This is a genomic window from Azospirillum sp. (assembly GCF_035627195.1).
GTDB lineage: Bacteria > Pseudomonadota > Alphaproteobacteria > Azospirillales > Azospirillaceae > Azospirillum.
The window spans coordinates 72,977-89,691 of the sequence record NZ_DASPMG010000319.1 but is presented as its reverse complement, the minus strand read 5'-3'; the positions used below and the strand labels follow the sequence as shown (position 1 = coordinate 89,691).

Annotated in this window: 15 protein-coding genes; 11 read left to right on the top strand and 4 right to left on the bottom strand. The window is 70.4% G+C overall.

The window, feature by feature from the left end:
- Window positions 1-262, top strand: a 262-nt coding sequence (locus VED21_RS28910; protein ID WP_324888111.1) for a 4Fe-4S dicluster domain-containing protein, incomplete at its 5' end; no start/stop codon positions are given.
- An 88-nt stretch (window positions 263-350) separates the two neighbouring features.
- Here the strand turns inward: VED21_RS28910 and VED21_RS28905 are convergent.
- From VED21_RS28905 to VED21_RS28895, 3 genes are all read right to left on the bottom strand, one after another.
- Window positions 351-1,370, bottom strand: coding sequence for an NAD-dependent epimerase/dehydratase family protein (locus VED21_RS28905; protein ID WP_324888642.1), 1,020 nt, complete (start codon window positions 1,368-1,370; stop codon window positions 351-353).
- Between the two features lie 5 nt (window positions 1,371-1,375).
- Window positions 1,376-2,230, bottom strand: coding sequence for a WecB/TagA/CpsF family glycosyltransferase (locus VED21_RS28900; RefSeq protein WP_324888640.1), 855 nt, complete (start codon window positions 2,228-2,230; stop codon window positions 1,376-1,378).
- Window positions 2,231-2,641: 411 nt separating this feature from the next.
- Window positions 2,642-3,178 carry a VOC family protein gene (locus VED21_RS28895; RefSeq protein ID WP_324888639.1) on the bottom strand — a complete coding sequence of 179 codons (537 nt, stop codon included), beginning with the start codon at window positions 3,176-3,178 and terminating at the stop codon, window positions 2,642-2,644.
- Between the two features lie 483 nt (window positions 3,179-3,661).
- Between VED21_RS28895 and VED21_RS28890 the strand changes: the two genes are divergently transcribed.
- The 7 genes from VED21_RS28890 to VED21_RS28860 all read left to right on the top strand — a co-directional run bounded on the left by VED21_RS28890 (window position 3,662) and on the right by VED21_RS28860 (window position 12,211).
- Complete coding sequence (locus VED21_RS28890; protein ID WP_324888637.1) at window positions 3,662-4,873, top strand: ABC transporter substrate-binding protein; 1,212 nt, start codon at window positions 3,662-3,664, stop codon at window positions 4,871-4,873.
- Between the two features lie 214 nt (window positions 4,874-5,087).
- A complete protein-coding gene (locus VED21_RS28885) occupies window positions 5,088-6,125 on the top strand; it encodes a branched-chain amino acid ABC transporter permease (protein ID WP_324888635.1) in 1,038 nt (345 codons plus the stop codon).
- Entirely contained in the window at window positions 6,122-7,891 is a 1,770-nt protein-coding gene (locus VED21_RS28880) for a branched-chain amino acid ABC transporter ATP-binding protein/permease (RefSeq protein ID WP_324888633.1), read from the top strand. Before VED21_RS28885 ends, VED21_RS28880 begins: the two co-directional genes overlap by 4 nt.
- Window positions 7,888-8,616 (top strand): ABC transporter ATP-binding protein, encoded by a 729-nt coding sequence (locus VED21_RS28875; protein ID WP_324888631.1) that lies wholly within the window; start codon window positions 7,888-7,890, stop codon window positions 8,614-8,616. Before VED21_RS28880 ends, VED21_RS28875 begins: the two co-directional genes overlap by 4 nt.
- Window positions 8,617-8,699: 83 nt before the next feature.
- Entirely contained in the window at window positions 8,700-9,500 is an 801-nt protein-coding gene (locus tag VED21_RS28870) for a crotonase/enoyl-CoA hydratase family protein (RefSeq protein WP_324888629.1), read from the top strand.
- Window positions 9,501-9,599: 99 nt separating this feature from the next.
- Window positions 9,600-11,435, top strand: a complete 1,836-nt coding sequence (locus VED21_RS28865) for a feruloyl-CoA synthase (protein ID WP_324888627.1) — start codon at window positions 9,600-9,602, stop codon at window positions 11,433-11,435.
- A gap of 14 nt (window positions 11,436-11,449) precedes the next feature.
- Window positions 11,450-12,211: an SDR family NAD(P)-dependent oxidoreductase gene (locus VED21_RS28860; RefSeq protein ID WP_324888624.1), complete on the top strand. Its 762-nt coding sequence runs from the start codon at window positions 11,450-11,452 to the stop codon at window positions 12,209-12,211.
- On the opposite strand, the gene VED21_RS28855 is transcribed toward VED21_RS28860, so the two are convergent.
- Window positions 12,159-12,848, bottom strand: a complete 690-nt coding sequence (locus VED21_RS28855) for a MarR family winged helix-turn-helix transcriptional regulator (RefSeq protein WP_324888622.1) — start codon at window positions 12,846-12,848, stop codon at window positions 12,159-12,161. The genes VED21_RS28860 and VED21_RS28855 overlap by 53 nt on opposite strands.
- A 129-nt stretch (window positions 12,849-12,977) precedes the next feature.
- Between VED21_RS28855 and VED21_RS28850 the strand changes: the two genes are divergently transcribed.
- The 3 genes from VED21_RS28850 to VED21_RS28840 all read left to right on the top strand — a co-directional run bounded on the left by VED21_RS28850 (window position 12,978) and on the right by VED21_RS28840 (window position 16,650).
- Window positions 12,978-14,771: an acyl-CoA dehydrogenase gene (locus VED21_RS28850; protein WP_324888620.1), complete on the top strand. Its 1,794-nt coding sequence runs from the start codon at window positions 12,978-12,980 to the stop codon at window positions 14,769-14,771.
- Between the two features lie 176 nt (window positions 14,772-14,947).
- Window positions 14,948-15,823, top strand: a complete 876-nt coding sequence (locus VED21_RS28845; RefSeq protein WP_324888618.1) for an amidohydrolase family protein — start codon at window positions 14,948-14,950, stop codon at window positions 15,821-15,823.
- Between the two features lie 203 nt (window positions 15,824-16,026).
- Window positions 16,027-16,650, top strand: a complete 624-nt coding sequence (locus VED21_RS28840; RefSeq protein WP_324888616.1) for a LysE family translocator — start codon at window positions 16,027-16,029, stop codon at window positions 16,648-16,650.
- Window positions 16,651-16,715 lie beyond the last annotated feature (65 nt).

Sequence of the window (16,715 nt, the reverse complement as noted above, 5' to 3'; positions counted from 1 at the left end):
GGACCAGCCGGCGCACCTGAAGCTGGCGGATGCGGAGACGCCGATCCGGGTGAACCTGGCCCTGTACGACGCGCCGGAGACGCGCTACTGCCCGGCCGGGGTGTACGAGATCGTGCGCAACGAGGACGGGACGAACCCGCGCTTGCAGATCAACGCGCAGAACTGCGTGCACTGCAAGACCTGCGACATCAAGGACCCGACGCAGAACATCAACTGGGTGGTGCCGGAAGGCGGCGGCGGGCCGAACTATCCGGGCATGTGACGCGGGTTCACGTTGGGTTTTCGCTGGCGCTCAACCCAACCTACGGGTGCTTCGTAGGTTGGGTTGAGGAGCAGCCGAAAACCCAACGTTACTCCGCCGCCTTGGCGGTGAACGTGCGCGGCGGCTGGCATCCGGTGCGGGCCATCTCGTCGTGGATCCAGCGGTAGGTGCGCTCCAGGCCGTCTTCCAGGCGGACGTCGGGGGCCCAGCCCAGCACCTGGGAGATCAACGTGTTGTCGCTGTTGCGGCCGCGCACGCCCTTGGGCGCGTCCAGCTTGTAGCGGCGCTTCAGCGTGATGCCGGCGATGTCCTCGACGATGTCGACGAGCTGGTTGATGGTCACCAGCTGGTCGCTGCCCAGGTTCAGCGGGTCGGCGTAGTCGCCGGTCATGATGCGCAGCGTGCCGTACAGGCAGTCGTCGATGTACATGAAGCTGCGCGTCTGCTCGCCGTCGCCCCAGATCTCGATCTCGTGGATGCCGCTCCGCTTGGCCTGGATGACCTTGCGGCAGATGGCGGCCGGTGCCTTCTCACGCCCGCCGTCGTAGGTGCCGTTGGGGCCGTAGACGTTGTGGTAGCGCACGACGCGCGTGATCAGCCCGAAATCCTCGCTGAAGTGGCGGCACATCCGCTCGCTGAACAGCTTCTCCCAGCCGTAGCCGTCCTCCGGCATGGCGGGGTAGGCGTCGCTTTCCCGGAGCGGCTGCACCTCGGCGCTGGTCTGCTTGTCGGCGGCGTAGACGCAGGCGGAGGAGGAGAACAGGAAGCGCGTAGCCCCCTGGTCGCGGGCGGCCAGCAGCATGTTGGTGTTGATCAGCACCGACAGCATGCACTCGGCCTTGTGCGTCTCGATGAAGCCCATGCCGCCCATGTCGCAGGCGAGGTTGAAGACGTGGTCGGCGCCGGCCGCCATCTCCTGGCAATGTTCGCGCAGGCGCAGGTCGCGCTGGTGGTTCTCGACCTGCGGGAAGAACTGGTACCACTCGTCGGCGTCCTTGATGTCCACCGCGCGGATGCGGGTGTAGCCCTGCGACAGCAGGTGCCCGACGAGGTGGCCGCCGATGAAGCCGCCGGCTCCGGTGATGAGGATGGTGTCGCCGAGGTTCATGATTCTTACCCGATGGTCGGCCCGACGCGCGGAGCCTGTGGTGCTGCAAGGTTTGCCTGTGTCAGATCGACGGCCGGGCGGGCCGGTTCGTCGGGGAGGGAGTAGTGCAGGACGCCGGTGAGCTGGCCCAGAACCCGCGCCACGAAGGCCGGGTTGTTGGTGGCGTAGCGCTTCCAAAGGCGGCGCGGCTCCGACAGCATGCGGAACAGCCATTCGAAGCCGCTGCGCTGGATGAAGCGCGGCGCCTGCCGCTTGACGCCCGCGTGGAAGTCGAAGGCGGCGCCCACGCCGACCAGGACCGGGGCGCGCAGCAGGGGGCGGTGCGCGGCCATCCAGCGCTCCTGCTTGGGCGTGCTGAGGCCGACCCAGACGATGTCGGCGCTGCTGTCGTCGATGGCGCGCACGACGGCGGCGTCCTCCTCGGCGGTCAGCGGGCGGAAGGGCGGGGAGTGGGTGCCGACGATGCGGCAGTCGGGGAAGCGCGCCTCCAGGTTGGCGCGCAGCTTGGCCAGCGTGTCCTCCGACGAGCCGTAGAGGAAGTGGCGGTGGCCGCGCCGCACCGAACGCTCGAACGCGGCCAGCATCAGGTCGGGGCCGTAGACGCGGTCGGCGTGGCGGCGGCGCGCCAGCTTCAGCAGCCAGACCAGCGGCATGCCGTCGGGCGTGACCATGCCGGCGGCGTTGTGGATGGCGCGGATGTCCGGGTCGTGCTGGCTTTCCATCACGCCGTGCACGCCGGTGACGCAGACGTAGGCGCGCTGGTCCGCGTCGATCCAGCGGTCGATGGTGTCGAGCGCGTCGCCCATGTTGATGGCGCTGACCCCGACGCCGAGGACGTTGATGCGGTCGGGCCTGTGCATGGACGGAAACGCCTCCGGTTAAGTGTTCGCCGCTCGCCGCATGGTGGACGGGGCTTGAACATGTTCGCGAATATGGCGCGGCAATTCTGCAGCCGTCAAGGCAATGGACTATGCAGGAGGTCAGAGGCACCGGTGGCGGTCGCGAAAGGTGCGCGCCCTCCGCCGGAGTGGAGTGTCCTCCCCATGCTTTCCCGGCGGACGGGTCTTGAACCTCTTCGGTTCCGCTCCTTGCGGCGGCGCCGCCGACAAGGTGCGAGGTCGCGGATATTAGCCGTATGCCGTTGCCGGTCGGCGATGTCTTTTTGGTGACGACGAGGGCCTATTTTCCGGCATGCATGCGAGGCCGGCGCGCGGGCAACAAAAAAGCCCCTCTCCCGCCGTGGGAGAGGGGCTTTTTCTTCCCGGCGGCGCTTACGCCGAGAATTCCTTTTCGTGCAGCCAGGCGGTGTGGCGGGGCGGCTTCTTGGTGACGGCCCATTCGTCGATCATGTCGTGGGCGACGTCCTTCATGCGCTTCATCTGCTCCGGCGTCGTCGTCCAGGCGGCGCATTCCAGGCGGTGGCCGCTGGGGTCGAAGAAGTAGATGGACTTGAAGATCTCGTGGTTGGTCGGGCCGACGACCGACAGGCCGGCCTTCTCCGCCCGTTCCTTGATCGCCAGCAGGGTGTCGACGTCCGCCACCTGGAAGGCGATGTGCTGCGTCCAGTCCGGGGTGTTGGGGTCGCGGCCCATGGGCGGCTTGGTCGGCAGTTCGAAAAAGGCGAGGATGTTGCCGGCCCCGGCGTCCAGGAAGATGTGCATGTAGGGGTCCGGCTCCTTGGTGGAGGGGACCTGATCCTCGGCGATGGCGCCGATCAGGTCCATGTCCAGGACGTCCTTGTAGAACTGCACCGTCTCCTTGGCGTCCTTGCAGCGGTACGCCACGTGGTGGATCTGCTGGACCAGCATGGGTCGTTCACTCCCTTCAGGTTTTTCGACGGCGCGCTCGACGCCGTGTGCTCTGGGGGATTAATAGTTTCATTTGAAACCATTGTCAATGCGGTTTGTTTTGGGGCGGTTTGTTCTGGGGCGGTTTGTTTGGCCGGCGCGGGTGGGTGGCGCGGCCGGCGGATGCAACCGGATGCAACGGGATGCAACGGATTTGGCGGTGTGTTGCATTGGTGCACCCCGTTCAATTTCCGGGCGGGCGGGGCGGGGAGGTGCGGGCGCAATGGTCCCATGATCGCGCCCATCATCGCCCTCGTTAGGAATATTGTCAATGCGAGCGGCTGCGGTTGCGATTCGCGGCGCCAACGATGCGTGACCTTTACTGGTGCGATCAGAACTGTTATAGGACATTACAGTTATGGCGCTTCAAGACGCCCGGCGCGGGGCGGCCTCCGGACCGGTTCCGCGCACGAGACATCCGCACACGCATCCAGGAGGAAACGCATGACCTCGACCGCTTCCGCCCTTCGCCGCGGCTGGCGCCGCGCACTTCCGGCCGCCCTTTCGGCCGCCCTTTCGGCCGCCCTTTCGGCCGCCTTTCCGGCCGCCGTTGCGGCCGTGCTGCTGCCCGGCGCGGCGCTGGCCGACATCACCGTCGGCCTCATCGTGCCGGCCACCGGCTCCACGGCGGCGCTGGGTATTCCGGCCAAGAACACCGCGGCGCTGTTCCCCGACGAGATCGGGGGCGAGAAGCTGCGCCTGATCGTCGTCGACGACGCGTCCGACCCGACGACGGCGACGACGCAGGCCCGCCGCCTGGTGACGGAAGAGAAGGTGGACGTGATCCTCGGTTCGGTCATGACCGGGGCGGCCATCGCTGTGGCCGGCGTGGCGAACGAGACGGGCGTGCCGCAGCTGGCCCTGTCGCCCATCGACCTGCCGGCGGGCAAGGACGCCTGGACCTTCCGCATGCCGCAGAACGTCACGCTGATGGCGAAGGCGGTGGTCGAGCACATGCGCGCCAAGAACGTCAAGACGCTGGGCTTCATCGGCTTTTCCGACGCCTGGGGCGACTTCTGGCTGCGCGACCTGAAGGCGCTGGCCGAGCCGGCGGGCCTGAAGCTGGTGGCGGAGGAGCGCTATGCGCGCGCCGACACGTCGGTGACCGGGCAGGTGCTGAAGCTGCTGGCGGCGCGGCCGGACGCGGTGCTGGTCGGCGCGTCGGGCACCGCGGCGGCGCTGCCGAACATCGCGCTGCGCGAGCGTGGGTACAAGGGCCAGATCTACCAGACGCACGGGGCGGTGACGCACGACTTCATCCGCATCGGCGGCGCCTCGGTGGAGGGGACGATCCTGGCGTCGGGGCCGGTGATCGTGGCCGACCAGCTGCCGGAATCGAGCCCGGTGCGCGCCCCGGCGCTGGCCTATGTGACCAAGTACGAGGAGAAGTACGGCGCCAACACCCGCACCCAGTTCGGCGCCCACACCTGGGACGCCGTCCAGGTGCTGAACCGCGCCGTGCCGGCCGCCCTGAAGACGGCGAAGCCCGGCACGAAGGAGTTCCGCGCGGCGCTGCGCGACGCGCTGGAGAACGAGAAGGAAATCGCCGCCACCCAGGGCGTCTACAACTTCACCAAGGACGACCACTTCGGGCTGGACCAGCGCGGCTACGTGCTGCTGAGCATCGAAGGGGGCAAGTGGAAGCTGGTGAAGTGACGTGCTGATGTTCCCTCCCTCGCCCTTGGCGGGGGAGGGAAGGGGCCCACGAAGTGGGAAGGGTGGGGGCAGCGGCCTTTGTGGCGGGCGGTGACGCCGGTCACGGATTCTCGGGCAGGCCGTTGCCCCCACCCTCCCAAGCTTCGCTTGGGTCCCTCCCTCCCCCTGCGGAGCAGGGGGAGGGCTAGGAACGAATGCCCTCCCGGAGGAAACGTTGGACGCGACCATCGCCCTGTTCCTGGCGCAGGACGGCGTGACGAACGGCGCCATCTACGCGCTGCTCGCGCTGTCGCTGGTGCTGGTCTTCACCATCACGCGCGTGATCTTCATCCCGCAAGGCGAGTTCGTCGCCTATGGCGCGCTGACGCTGGCGGCGTTCGAGCGCGGCGCCTTCCCGCTGACCGCCGTGCTGGCCGTGCTGCTGGGGCTGGCGGCCTTCGCCGCCGATCTGGCGCGCGAGCCGGCGGCGCGCACACCCCGGCGCATCGCCGTCGGCTTGGCGGCGGACGTCGGCTTTCCGATGGCGCTGCTGCTGGCGGCGTGGCACGTGGCGCCGCTGAAGCTGGGGCCGGCGGTGGAGGTGCCGCTGACGCTGGCGATGATCGCGGCGCTGGGGCCGTTCCTGTACCGGCTGGTGTTCCGGCCACTGGCGGAGGCGTCGGTGCTGGTGCTGCTGATCGCGGCGGTGGGCGTGCATCTGGCGCTGGTCGGGCTGGGGCTGGTGTTCTTCGGGGCGGAGGGGTTCCGCACGCAGCCGCTGACCTCGGCCATGTTCGAGGTGGGGCCGGCGCTGGTGACGGGGCAAAGCCTGTGGGTGCTGGGCACGGCGGGCGGGTTGATCGCGGCGCTGTGGGCCTTCTTCGAGCACACGCTGACCGGCAAGGCGCTGCGCGCCACGGCGGTGAACCGGCTGGGCGCGCGGCTGGTGGGCATCCCCACGGCGTCGGCCGGGCGGATCGCGTTCGCGCTGGCGGCGCTGATCGGGGCGCTGTCGGGCGTGCTGATCGCGCCGGTGACGACGGTGTTCTACGACACCGGGTTCCTGACCGGGCTGAAGGGCTTCGTCGCCGCCATCATCGGCGGGCTGGTCAGCTATCCGCTGGGCGCCGCCGCGGCGATCCTGGTGGGGCTGGTGGAGGCCTTCGCGTCCTTCTTCGCCAGCACGTTCAAGGAGGTGATCGTCTTCACGATCATCATCCCGGTGCTGCTCTGGCGGTCGCTCCGCACCGTGCACGTGGAGGACGAGGAATGACGCCGTCGCGCATTCTCGCCCTCGCGATCCTGGCGGTCGGGGCGGTGCTGCCGCTCATACCGGGGACGCCGGAGTTCTGGATCACGCTTCTCAACTACATCGGGCTGTCGTCGCTGGTGGTGATGGGGCTGGTGGTGGTCACCGGCGTGGGCGGCATGACGTCGTTCGGGCAGGCGGCCTTCTGCGGGTTCGGCGCGTACACGACCGCCGTGCTGTCCACGACCTATGGCATCTCGCCGTGGCTGACGCTGGTGGCGGCGCTAGCGCTGACCGGGGCGGCGGCGTTCGTGCTGGGGCTGATGACGGTGCGGCTGTCCGGCCATTACCTGCCGTTGGGCACCATGGCCTGGGCGATCAGCCTGTTCTACCTGTTCGGCAACCTGGACCAGCTGGGCCGGCACGACGGCATCTCCGGCATTCCGCCGCTGAGCGTGGGCGGCTACGCCTTCTACGACGGGCGGGCGGTGTACTACGTGATCTGGGGCTTCGTGCTGGCCGCCGCCGTGGCGACCTTCCACCTGCTGGACAGCCGCGTCGGGCGGGCCATCCGCGCGCTGCGCGGGGGCGTGACGGCGGCGGAGGCGTTCGGCGTGGACACGGGGCGGGCGAAGCTGGTCGCCTTCGTCTACGCGGCACTGCTGGCGGCGGTGTCCGGGTGGCTGTTCGCGCACGTGCAGCGGGCGGTGAACCCGACGCCCTTCGGCCTGAACGCCAGCATCGAGTACCTGTTCATGGCCGTGGTCGGCGGGGCGGGGCACGTGTGGGGGGCGGTGCTGGGGGCGGGCCTCGTCACCCTGCTGAAGGACCAGCTGCAGGCCCTGCTGCCGCGCCTGATCGGCGGCAACGGGAATTACGAGGCGATCGTCTTCGGCGCGGCGCTGGTGCTGCTGCTGCAATACGCGCGGGACGGGCTGTGGCCGGCGCTGACGCGCTTCCTGCCGGAGCGCGCGCCGAAGCCCGTGCGGGCGGACGCCGAGGAACTGCCGCGCCGGCCGTTCCCGGAACCGGGTCGGCCGCTGCTGGACGTGGACGCGCTGCAGAAGACCTTCGGTGGCCTCGTGGCGGTGCGCGACATCGGATTCTCGATCCGGGCCGGGGAGATCATCGGGCTGATCGGGCCGAACGGGGCGGGGAAGAGCACGACCTTCAACCTCGTCACCGGCGTGCTGCGCCCGTCGGGCGGCGACATCCGGTTGCTGGGCGAGCGCATCGGCGGCCTGCCGTCGCGCGCCATCGCGCGGCGCGGCGTGGCGCGCACCTTCCAGCACGTGAAACTGCTGCCCACCATGAGCGTGCTGGACAACGTCATGCTGGGCGCGCACCTGCGCGGCCGGGCGGGGGTGGCGCAGGCGGTGCTGCGCCTGGACCGCGCGGAGGAGGACCGGCTGCGCGCCGAGGCCGTGCGGCAGCTGGAGCGCTGCGGCCTGGGCGACAGCCTGCACCGGCCGGCGGGCACGCTGGCGCTGGGGCAGAGCCGCATCGTGGAGATCGCGCGCGCACTCTGCCTGGACCCCATGCTGCTGCTGCTGGACGAGCCGGCGGCGGGACTGCGCCACGCGGAGAAGCAGGCGCTGGGCGACCTGCTGCGCCGCCTGCGCGACGAGGGCACCACGGTGCTGCTGGTCGAGCACGACATGGACTTCGTCATGGGGCTGGTCGACCGGCTGGTGGTCATGGAGTTCGGCGCCAAGATCGCCGAGGGGCTGCCGGCGCAGATCCGCAGCAACCCGGCCGTGCTGGAAGCCTATCTCGGGGGGATCGAATGACGGGACCGGTATTCGCGCTGCGCGACGTCAGCGTCGCCTACGGCAAGATCGAGGCGGTGCGCCGGGTGTCGCTGGAGATCGCGGCGGGCAGCATCGTCACGGTGATCGGCGCCAACGGGGCCGGCAAGACGACGCTGCTGAACGCCGCCATGGGCATCCTGCCGTGCACGGGGGAGATCCTGTTCGAGGGCCGCTCGCTGCGTACGGAATCCATCGAGGAGCGGGTGGCGGACGGCATCAGCCTGGTGGCCGAGAAGCGCGAGCTGTTCGCCACCATGCCGGTGGAGGACAACCTGCGCCTGGGCGCCTACACCCGCCCGCGCGGCGAGCGGACGAAGGATGCGCTGGAGCAGGTCTACACCCTGTTCCCGCGCCTGAAGGAACGGCGCCGTCAGGCGGCCGGCACCCTGTCGGGCGGCGAGCGGCAGATGCTGGCCATGGGCCGCGCGCTGATGGCCAAGCCCAAGGTACTGATGCTGGACGAACCCAGCCTGGGCCTCGCCCCGCGCATCGTGAAGGAGATCCTGCATCTGGTGGCCGAGCTGCGCACCACCGGCGTGGCGATCCTGCTGGTCGAGCAGAACGCCCGCGCGGCGCTGCGCATCGCCGACTATGGCTACGTCATGGAGACGGGGGCGGTGACGCTGCACGGGCCGGCGGCGACGCTGGCGAACGACCCGCGCGTCATCGAAAGCTACCTGGGTTTCGCCGAGTGCGCCGCTTGACGGTGTGGTGAGATCTGTTATGGTTCATAACAATTATGCGCACGTGATAGAAGGGAGTTCCGATGCGCCTGGGCGAAAAAATTATGGCGGGTGAGAGAATTCTGGAAGGCGTCCTGCCGTCCTCGCTGCGCGCGGAGATGCGCGAGGCGGTCGCCGTCCTGACCCTGTCGCGGCCGGAGAAGCGCAACGCGCTGAACGACGAAACCATCCTGGGCATTGAGGCGTTCTTCCTGTCCCTGCCGGCCGAGGCCAAGGCGGTGGTGATCGCGGCGGAGGGGGAGAACTTCTCGGCCGGGCTGGACCTGTCGGAGATCACCGAGCGGTCGACGGTGGAGGGCGTGTCGCACTCCATGATGTGGCACCGCGCGTTCGAGCGGATCGAGTTCGGGCGGGTGCCGGTGGTGGCGGTGCTGAAGGGCGCGGTGGTCGGCGGCGGGCTGGAACTGGCCTGCGCCGCGCACATCCGCGTGGCGGAGCGCAGCGCCTATTATGCCCTGCCGGAGGGGCAGCGCGGCATCTTCGTGGGCGGGGGTGCGTCGGTGCGGGTGCCGCGGCTGATCGGGGCGGCGCGCATGGCCGACATGATGCTGACGGGGCGCGTGCACGACGCCGAGGCCGGCTACGCGCTGGGTCTGTCGCAGTACCTGGTGGAGCCGGGCGAGGGCTTCACCAAGGCGCTGGATCTGGGGGCGCGCATCGCGTCCAACGCGCCGATCACCAACTTCGCGGTCATCCACGCGCTGCCGCGCATCGCCGAGGCCGACCCGCGCCAGGGCTTCATGATGGAGGCGCTGATGGCCGCCGTCGCCCAGGGCAGCGACGACGCCAAGGAACGCCTGCGCGCCTTCCTGGAAAAGCGCGCCAAGAAGGTCACCGAGTTCTGAAGAACAGCCGCCGAACGGGGGAACAACGCCCCGCGGCGGACCAACGACCACGCCGATAGGCCGGGGGAAAGCCCCCGGCGCGTTCTCGGGAGGAACGCCATGATAGAGTTGATGCGCGAGGTCCGTCTCGGCGAGGCGGACGTTACGGTCGTGCGCCGTCCGGACGGCAGCATGCTGGTGCGCGCCGAGGGCGCGCTGGAACCCTATCCCGACAAGCTGACCCTGTGCCTGGAACGCTGGGCGGCCGAGGCGCCGGACCGCGTGTTCCTGATGCAGCGGGCAGCGGACGGCGGCTGGCGCGAGGTGACTTATGCCCAGGCGCTGGACACGGTGCGGCGGCTGGCGCAGGCGCTGATCGACCGGGGGCTGACGCGGGAGCGCGGGGTCGCCATCCTGTCGGGCAACGACGTGGAGCACGCGCTGCTTGGGCTGGCGGCGCAGTACGCGGGCGTGCCCTACGCGCCGGTGTCGACGGCGTACTCGCTGGTCAGCACCGACTTCGGCAAGCTGCGCCACGTGCTGGGCCTCGCCACGCCGGGGCTGGTCTTCGCCGCCGACGGGGAGCGCTACGGGCCGGCGCTGCGCGCGGCGGTGCCGGAGGGGGTGGAGGTGGTGCTGACGCGCGGGCCGGGCGGCTTGGCGTTCGCCGATCTGGCGGCGACGGAGCCGACGGCGGCGGTGGACGCGGCGCACGCGGCCGTGGGGCCGGACACGGTGGCGAAGCTGCTGTTCACCTCGGGCTCCACCGGCATGCCGAAGGGGGTGATCAACACCCAGCGCATGCTGTGCGCCAACCAGCAGATGCTGCGGCAGGTCTTCGCCTTCCTGGCCGACGAGCCGCCGGTGCTGGTGGACTGGCTGCCGTGGAACCACACCTTCGGCGGCAACCACAACTTCAACATGGTGCTGTACAACGGCGGCACCTACGTGATCGACGAGGGGCGGCCGGTGGCCGACGGCGTGCTGCCGACGGTCGCCAACCTGCGCGAGATCGCCCCCACCATGTACCTGAACGTGCCGAAAGGCTACGAGGCGCTGGTGCCGCACCTGCGCGCCGAGCCGGAGTTGCGCAAGCGCTTCTTCAGCCGCCTGAAGGCGCTGTTCTACGCCGGGGCCGGGCTGTCGCCCTTCATCTGGGACAGCCTGGAGGAGCTGGCGGTGGAGGCGTGCGGGCAGCGGGTGGTGTTCGTCACCAGCCTGGGCTCCACCGAGACCGCGCCGGCCGCGCTGATCTGCAACCGCCGGGTGGAGCAGCCGGGCGTGGTCGGCATCCCGGCACCGGGCGTGGAGGTGAAGCTGGTGCCCACCGCCGAGAAGCTGGAGCTGCGCCTGCGCGGGCCGAACATCATGCCCGGCTACTGGCGCCAGGACGAGCTGACGGCCAAGGCCTTCGACGAGGAGGGCTTCTACAGGATGGGCGACGCGCTGCGCTTCGTCGATCCGGAGAAGCCGGAACTGGGCTTCCTGTTCGACGGGCGGATTTCCGAGGACTTCAAGCTGGCGACCGGCACGTGGGTCAGTGTCAGCACGCTGCGGGGGGCGGTGCTGCGGCACTTCGCACCACTGGTCAGCGACGTGGTGATCGCCGGGCACGACCGCGACGACGTGGCGATGCTGATCGTGCCGGACGTGCCGGCCTGCCGCGACTTCTGCCCGGACTTCGCCCGCACCCTGCCGGACGCCGAGGTGCTGCGCCGGCCGGAGGTGCGGGAACGCTTCCAGGCGCTGCTGGACGAGTTCGCGCGCATGGGCACCGGCAGCTCCAACCGCGTGGAGCGCGCCGTCGTGCTGGAGGACCGGCCGTCGCTGGACGCCGGGGAGATCACCGACAAGGGCTCGCTGAACCAGCGCGCCGTCCTGACCCGCCGCGCGGCGCTGGTGGAGGCGCTGTACGCGGCCACGCCGGGGCCGGAGGTTCTGGTGGCGAAGCGATAATCAAGGAGAGCGACATGGACATTCGGGGACACGCGGCCGTCGTCACGGGCGGCGGATCGGGGTTGGGGGCGGCGACGGCGCGGCGGCTGGCTGCGGCCGGGGCCAGGGTGGCGGTGCTGGACGTCAACATGGACGCGGCACAGGGCGTGGCGAGCGAGGTCGGCGGCATCGCCGTGCGCTGCGACGTCAGCGACGCCGACGCGGCGGCCGCGGCGCTGGCCGAGGCGCGGGCGGCGCACGGGGCGGCGCGGCTGCTGGTCAACTGCGCGGGCATCGGTGTCGCCAAGCGCATCCTGGGGCGCGAGGGGCCGCAGGCGCTGGGCGACTTTGAGCGGGTGATCCGCGTCAACCTGGTGGGCAGCTTCAACATGCTGCGCCTCGCGGTGGCGGACATGAGCACGCTGGAGCCGCTGGAGGACGGGGAGCGGGGGCTGGTCGTCTCCACCGCGTCGGTCGCGGCGTACGAGGGGCAGGTCGGGCAGGCGGCCTATTCGGCGTCGAAGGCGGGCATCGTCGGGCTGACGCTGCCGGCGGCGCGCGAGCTGGCGCAGTTCGGCATCCGCGTCATGGCGATCGCACCGGGGCTGTTCTTCACGCCGATGATGCAGGGCTTGCCGGAAGAGGTGCAGGCGAGCCTGGGCGCCTCCGTCCCCTTCCCCCGGCGCCTGGGCAAGCCGGAGGAGTTCGCCGACCTCGTCCTGACCTGCGCGGAGAACCGCGCGCTCAACGGCGAGGTGATCCGGCTCGACGGGGCTTTGCGGCTTCCGCCGCGCTGATGGCGGTCGGGGTTTTGGCCGGGGCCTTGGCGGCGGTGGCCTTGGGGGCGCGGGGGCGCGCCGCCCGGGGCTTCGCCGCCGGGGCCTCGGGCGCGTCGGGGTCGTCGGCCATGGACGGGTCGCCCAGGTCGGTCAGGCGCGGCAGCAGGTCGAGCAGCCAGACGCGGCCGTCCGGGCCGATGCGGTCGCGCACGCGCTGCTCGTGCTCCCGCCACAGGGCGTTCAGCTGCTCCATCAGCGTCACACCCTTGGCGGTGAGGTGCAACGCGTGGGAGCGGCGGTCGGTCGCCGCCGGCTTGCGCTTCACCAGCCCGCGCGCCTCCAGCCCGTCCAGCAGCGGCACGAAGTTGGTGCGCTTGATGCTGAGCGCCGTGCTGACCTGCGACTGCTTCAGGCCCGGATTGCGCTCGATCACCGAGAGCACGGAGAACTGCGCCGGGCGGATGTCGGCGGCGGCGAAGGTGCGGATGAAGTCGTGGAAGACCGCCATCTGCGCCCGCTTCAGCAGGAAGCCCATCGACTCCCCGATCAACCCGAGGTCGACCGCGCCGTCGGTTTCGGGGGCCGGGGTCGAGGCGGGCGCCGAGGGCGCCTTCCGGCGCGGGGCGCGCGGCCGCTTCGGGGGAACGTCGGTCATGATGCTGCTGCTCGGGTTGGGCAAACGCATTGGAATGGCCTGGATTCTAGCAGACGGGCGGTGCATATGGTATCGCTATTAATGTTATGATGCATTACAATCATGAAAAGGGCATCGGGAGGAAGCGGCATGACGTACAGGGCACCGTTGGGTGAGATCCTTTTCACGCTGGAACACGTGGCGGGGCTGGGCGTCGCGGTGCGCGACGGGCTGTTCGGCGGCCTGGACGACGACCTCGTGCGCGCCCTGCTGGACCAGGCCGGGTCCTTCGCCGAAGGGGTGCTTGCGCCGCTGAACCGCACGGGCGACGTGGAGGGCGTGCGGTTCGCGGACGGCGCCGTGCGCACGCCCACGGGATTCCGCGACGCCTACCGGCGGTGGGCGGATGCCGGCTGGAACGGCGTGGCGCTGCCGGAGGAATGGGGCGGCGCCGGCCTGCCGGTGATGCTGAACACCGCTGTCATGGAGATGCACACCGCCGCCTGCATGGCCTTCGGCATGGGGCCGGTGCTGACGCAGGGGGCGTCCGACGCGCTGATCGCGCACGCGAGCGAGGCGTTGAAGGCGCGCTGGCTGCCCAAGCTGGTGTCGGGCGAATGGACCGCCACCATGAACCTGACGGAGCCGCAGGCGGGATCCGACCTGGGCCTGCTGCGCACGCGCGCGGTGCCGGCGGGGGACGGGACGTACCGCATCACGGGGCAGAAGATCTTCATCACCTGTGGCGAGCACGACCTGTCCGACAACATCGTCCACCTCGTGCTGGCACGTTTGCCGGACGCGCCGGCCGGTACCAAGGGGATCAGCCTGTTCCTGGTGCCCAAGCGGCTGCTCGACGAGGACGGCTCGCCCGGCGCGCTGAACGACGTGCGCTGCGCCGGGGTGGAGCACAAGCTGGGCCTGCACGGCAGCCCGACCTGCACCATGGTGTTCGGCGAAGACGGCTCCCTTGGGGGCGGGGCGGTCGGCTGGCTGGTGGGGGAGGAGAACCGGGGGCTGGCGTGCATGTTCACCATGATGAACCGCGCGCGGCTGGCCACGGGGCTGCAGGGCGTGTCGATCGGCGACCGCGCCTACCAGCAGGCGCTGGCCTTCGCGCAGGAGCGCCGGCAGGGACGCGCGCCGGGGGCGGCGGGCACCAGCCCCATCGTCGATCACCCGGACGTGCGGCGCATGCTGCTGACCATGCGCGCGCTGACGGCGGCCGGGCGCGCCATCGCCTACACCACCGCCGAGGCCATCGACCGGGCCGAGCGCGGCGGCGACGCGGCGGCGCAGGAGCGGGCGGACCTGCTGACGCCGGTCACCAAGGCGTTCTGCACGGACGCCGGCATCGAGGTGGCGTCGCTGGGCATCCAGGTGCACGGCGGCATGGGCTTCGTCGAGGAGACGGGGGCGGCGCAGCTGCTGCGCGACGTGCGCATCACCTCGATCTACGAAGGGACCAACGGCATCCAGGCCATCGACCTCGTGACGCGCAAGCTGCCGCGCAAGGGGGGCGAGCCGGTGCGGGCGATGCTGGCCGGCTGGCGCGCCATCGTGGCCGATGTTGCGGCCGATGTGGCGGCGGCGGACGCGTCGGCGTTCGGCGCCATGGCGCCACGCCTGACGGAAGCGCTGGACGCGGTGGAGCGGGCGACGGGCTGGCTGCTGGCGGGAGGGCGCGACGTCGAGGAGACGCTGGCCGCCGCCACGCCCTACATGCGGCTGTTCGGCCTGACGGCGGGCGGCGTGCTGCTCGCCAAGGGGGCGGTGGCGGCGCTGGGGCTGCTGCGGGCGGGGCAGGACGACCCGGCGCTGCGCGGGCGCATCGCGACGGCGCGATTCTACGCCGAGGATCTTCTCACCGCCGCGCCGGGCCTTGCCCAGACGACGATGGAGGGCGGCGCCACGCTGCGCGCGGGCGTGGATGCCTTTGCCTAGAAAGCCCCTCCCCCCTGGCGGGGGAGGGGTTGGGGAGAGGGGGAAACGCCGGCTAATGCCGGGGCCCGGCTCTCTTCCGGCTTCGCCGTAACGACCCTCTCCCCAACCCCTCTCCCGTAAAGGGAGAGGGGCTAGACCGCTGCTTGAACGACTTTCTGCACACCGGAGACAGCACGATGAACGTCGACGAACTGGTCGCCATCGACATCCACACCCACGCCGAGAAGTCCTGCCGCGCGCCCCTGGTGGAGGAGGCGCTGGCGATGGAGGAGGCGAAGGCCAAGTACTTCAAGAACGACCTGGGCCAGCCGGGCATCCCGGAAATCGCCGAGTACTACCGCCAGCGCAAGATGGCCGCGGTGATCTTCCCGGTGGACGCCGAGTGCTGCACCGGCCTGCCGCGGGTGCCGAACGACGAGGTGGCGGAGCTGGTGGCGCAGAACCGCGACGTGATGATCCCCTTCGCCAGCATCGACCCGGCGCGCGGCAAGCTGGGCATCCGCGAGGCGCGGCGGCTGATCGAGGAGTACGGGGTGCGGGGCTTCAAGTTCCACCCGACCATGCAGGGCTTCTTCCCCAACGACCGCATGGCCTATCCGCTGTACGAGGTGATCGCCGAATACAAGCTGCCGGCGCTGTTCCACACCGGGCAGACGGGCATCGGCGCGGGCATGCCGGGCGGGGCGGGGCTGCGGCTGAAGTATTCGAACCCCATGCACCTGGACGACGTGGCGGCGGACTTCCCCGACATGCCGATCATCCTGGCGCACCCCTCCTTCCCCTGGCAGGAGGAGGCGTTGGCTGTGGCGACGCACAAGCCGAACGTCTACATCGACCTGTCCGGCTGGTCGCCCAAGTACTTCCCGCAGATCCTGGTGCAGTACGCCAACACGCTGCTGAAGCACAAGGTGCTGTTCGGTTCGGACTTCCCGCTGATCACGCCGGACCGCTGGATCGCCGACTTCGACAAGCTGCCGATCAAGGAGGACGTGCGGCCGCTGATCCTGAAGGAGAACGCGGCGCGGCTGCTGGGGTTGAAGGGGGCGGTTTGAGAGGGCGCTTCATCGGCGACGTTTTGCCCCCTCCCTAACCCTCCCCCGCAAGGCTGTGGAGGGGACTGCCGCCGTTTCGGCACAAGACCCTCCACCGCGAAGCGGGGGAGGGTGGCCGAGCGCAAGCGGAGGCCGGGAGGGGGCCGCGTGGCGGACGCTCATCCATTGTGCTACGCTCCCCACCGCAGCACGGGGAGGATGGCGTGACGTTCGAGCTTTGGATGATCTACGCGGTGGCGGCGGTTGGCCTGTCGTTGACGCCGGGGCCGAACGGGCTGTTGTCGCTGACGCACGGCGTGCGCTTCGGTGCGGCGCGAACGGTGTTCACCGTGCTGGGCGGGGTGTGCGGCTTCCTGGTGCTGGTCGCGGCGTCGCTGGCCGGGCTGGGGGCGCTGCTGGCGGCGTCGGAGGCGGCGTTCACCATCGCCAAGTGGGTCGGGGCCGCGTACCTCGTGTACCTGGGCGTGCGGCTGTGGAAGGCGCCGGCGCCGGCGGTGAGCACGGCGGGTGCCGATGGCACGGTGCGCGATGCCGGGGCGGGCCGGCTGTTCACGCAGGGCTTCCTGGTGGCGGCGACGAACCCGAAGGCGCTGATCTTCTTCGCGGCGTTCCTGCCACAGTTCATGGTGCCGGGCGTGTCGTTCTGGGTGCAGTTCGCCGTGCTGGGCGGCACCTTCGCAGCGGTCGAGTTCGTTTACGAGCTGGTGCTGGCCGGCATGGCGCAGCGCATAGCACCCTGGCTGTCGCGGCACGGGCGCTGGTTCAACCGGATCACCGGATCGATGTTCGTGGGCATCGGCGGCGTGCTGGCGGGCGCCAGCCGGTAGCGGATGCAACCAGGACGGCGGTTGCGCGTTGTCGGGGGAAGAGGAAACGAAACCCCCGATCGAGG

Bases quoted from the DNA above. Each gene is read 5' to 3' on its own strand.
- VED21_RS28860 (WP_324888624.1), top strand. From the start codon at position 11,450: ATGGACATTCGGGGACACGCGGCCGTCGTCACGGGCGGCGGATCGGGG.
- VED21_RS28855 (WP_324888622.1), bottom strand. From the start codon at position 12,848: ATGACCGACGTTCCCCCGAAGCGGCCGCGCGCCCCGCGCCGGAAGGCG.
- VED21_RS28850 (WP_324888620.1), top strand. From the start codon at position 12,978: ATGACGTACAGGGCACCGTTGGGTGAGATCCTTTTCACGCTGGAACAC.
- VED21_RS28905 (WP_324888642.1), bottom strand. From the start codon at position 1,370: ATGAACCTCGGCGACACCATCCTCATCACCGGAGCCGGCGGCTTCATC.
- VED21_RS28870 (WP_324888629.1), top strand. From the start codon at position 8,700: ATGGCGGGTGAGAGAATTCTGGAAGGCGTCCTGCCGTCCTCGCTGCGC.
- VED21_RS28875 (WP_324888631.1), top strand. From the start codon at position 7,888: ATGACGGGACCGGTATTCGCGCTGCGCGACGTCAGCGTCGCCTACGGC.
- VED21_RS28880 (WP_324888633.1), top strand. From the start codon at position 6,122: ATGACGCCGTCGCGCATTCTCGCCCTCGCGATCCTGGCGGTCGGGGCG.
- VED21_RS28865 (WP_324888627.1), top strand. From the start codon at position 9,600: ATGATAGAGTTGATGCGCGAGGTCCGTCTCGGCGAGGCGGACGTTACG.
- VED21_RS28890 (WP_324888637.1), top strand. From the start codon at position 3,662: ATGACCTCGACCGCTTCCGCCCTTCGCCGCGGCTGGCGCCGCGCACTT.
- VED21_RS28900 (WP_324888640.1), bottom strand. From the start codon at position 2,230: ATGCACAGGCCCGACCGCATCAACGTCCTCGGCGTCGGGGTCAGCGCC.
- VED21_RS28845 (WP_324888618.1), top strand. From the start codon at position 14,948: ATGAACGTCGACGAACTGGTCGCCATCGACATCCACACCCACGCCGAG.
- VED21_RS28895 (WP_324888639.1), bottom strand. From the start codon at position 3,178: ATGCTGGTCCAGCAGATCCACCACGTGGCGTACCGCTGCAAGGACGCC.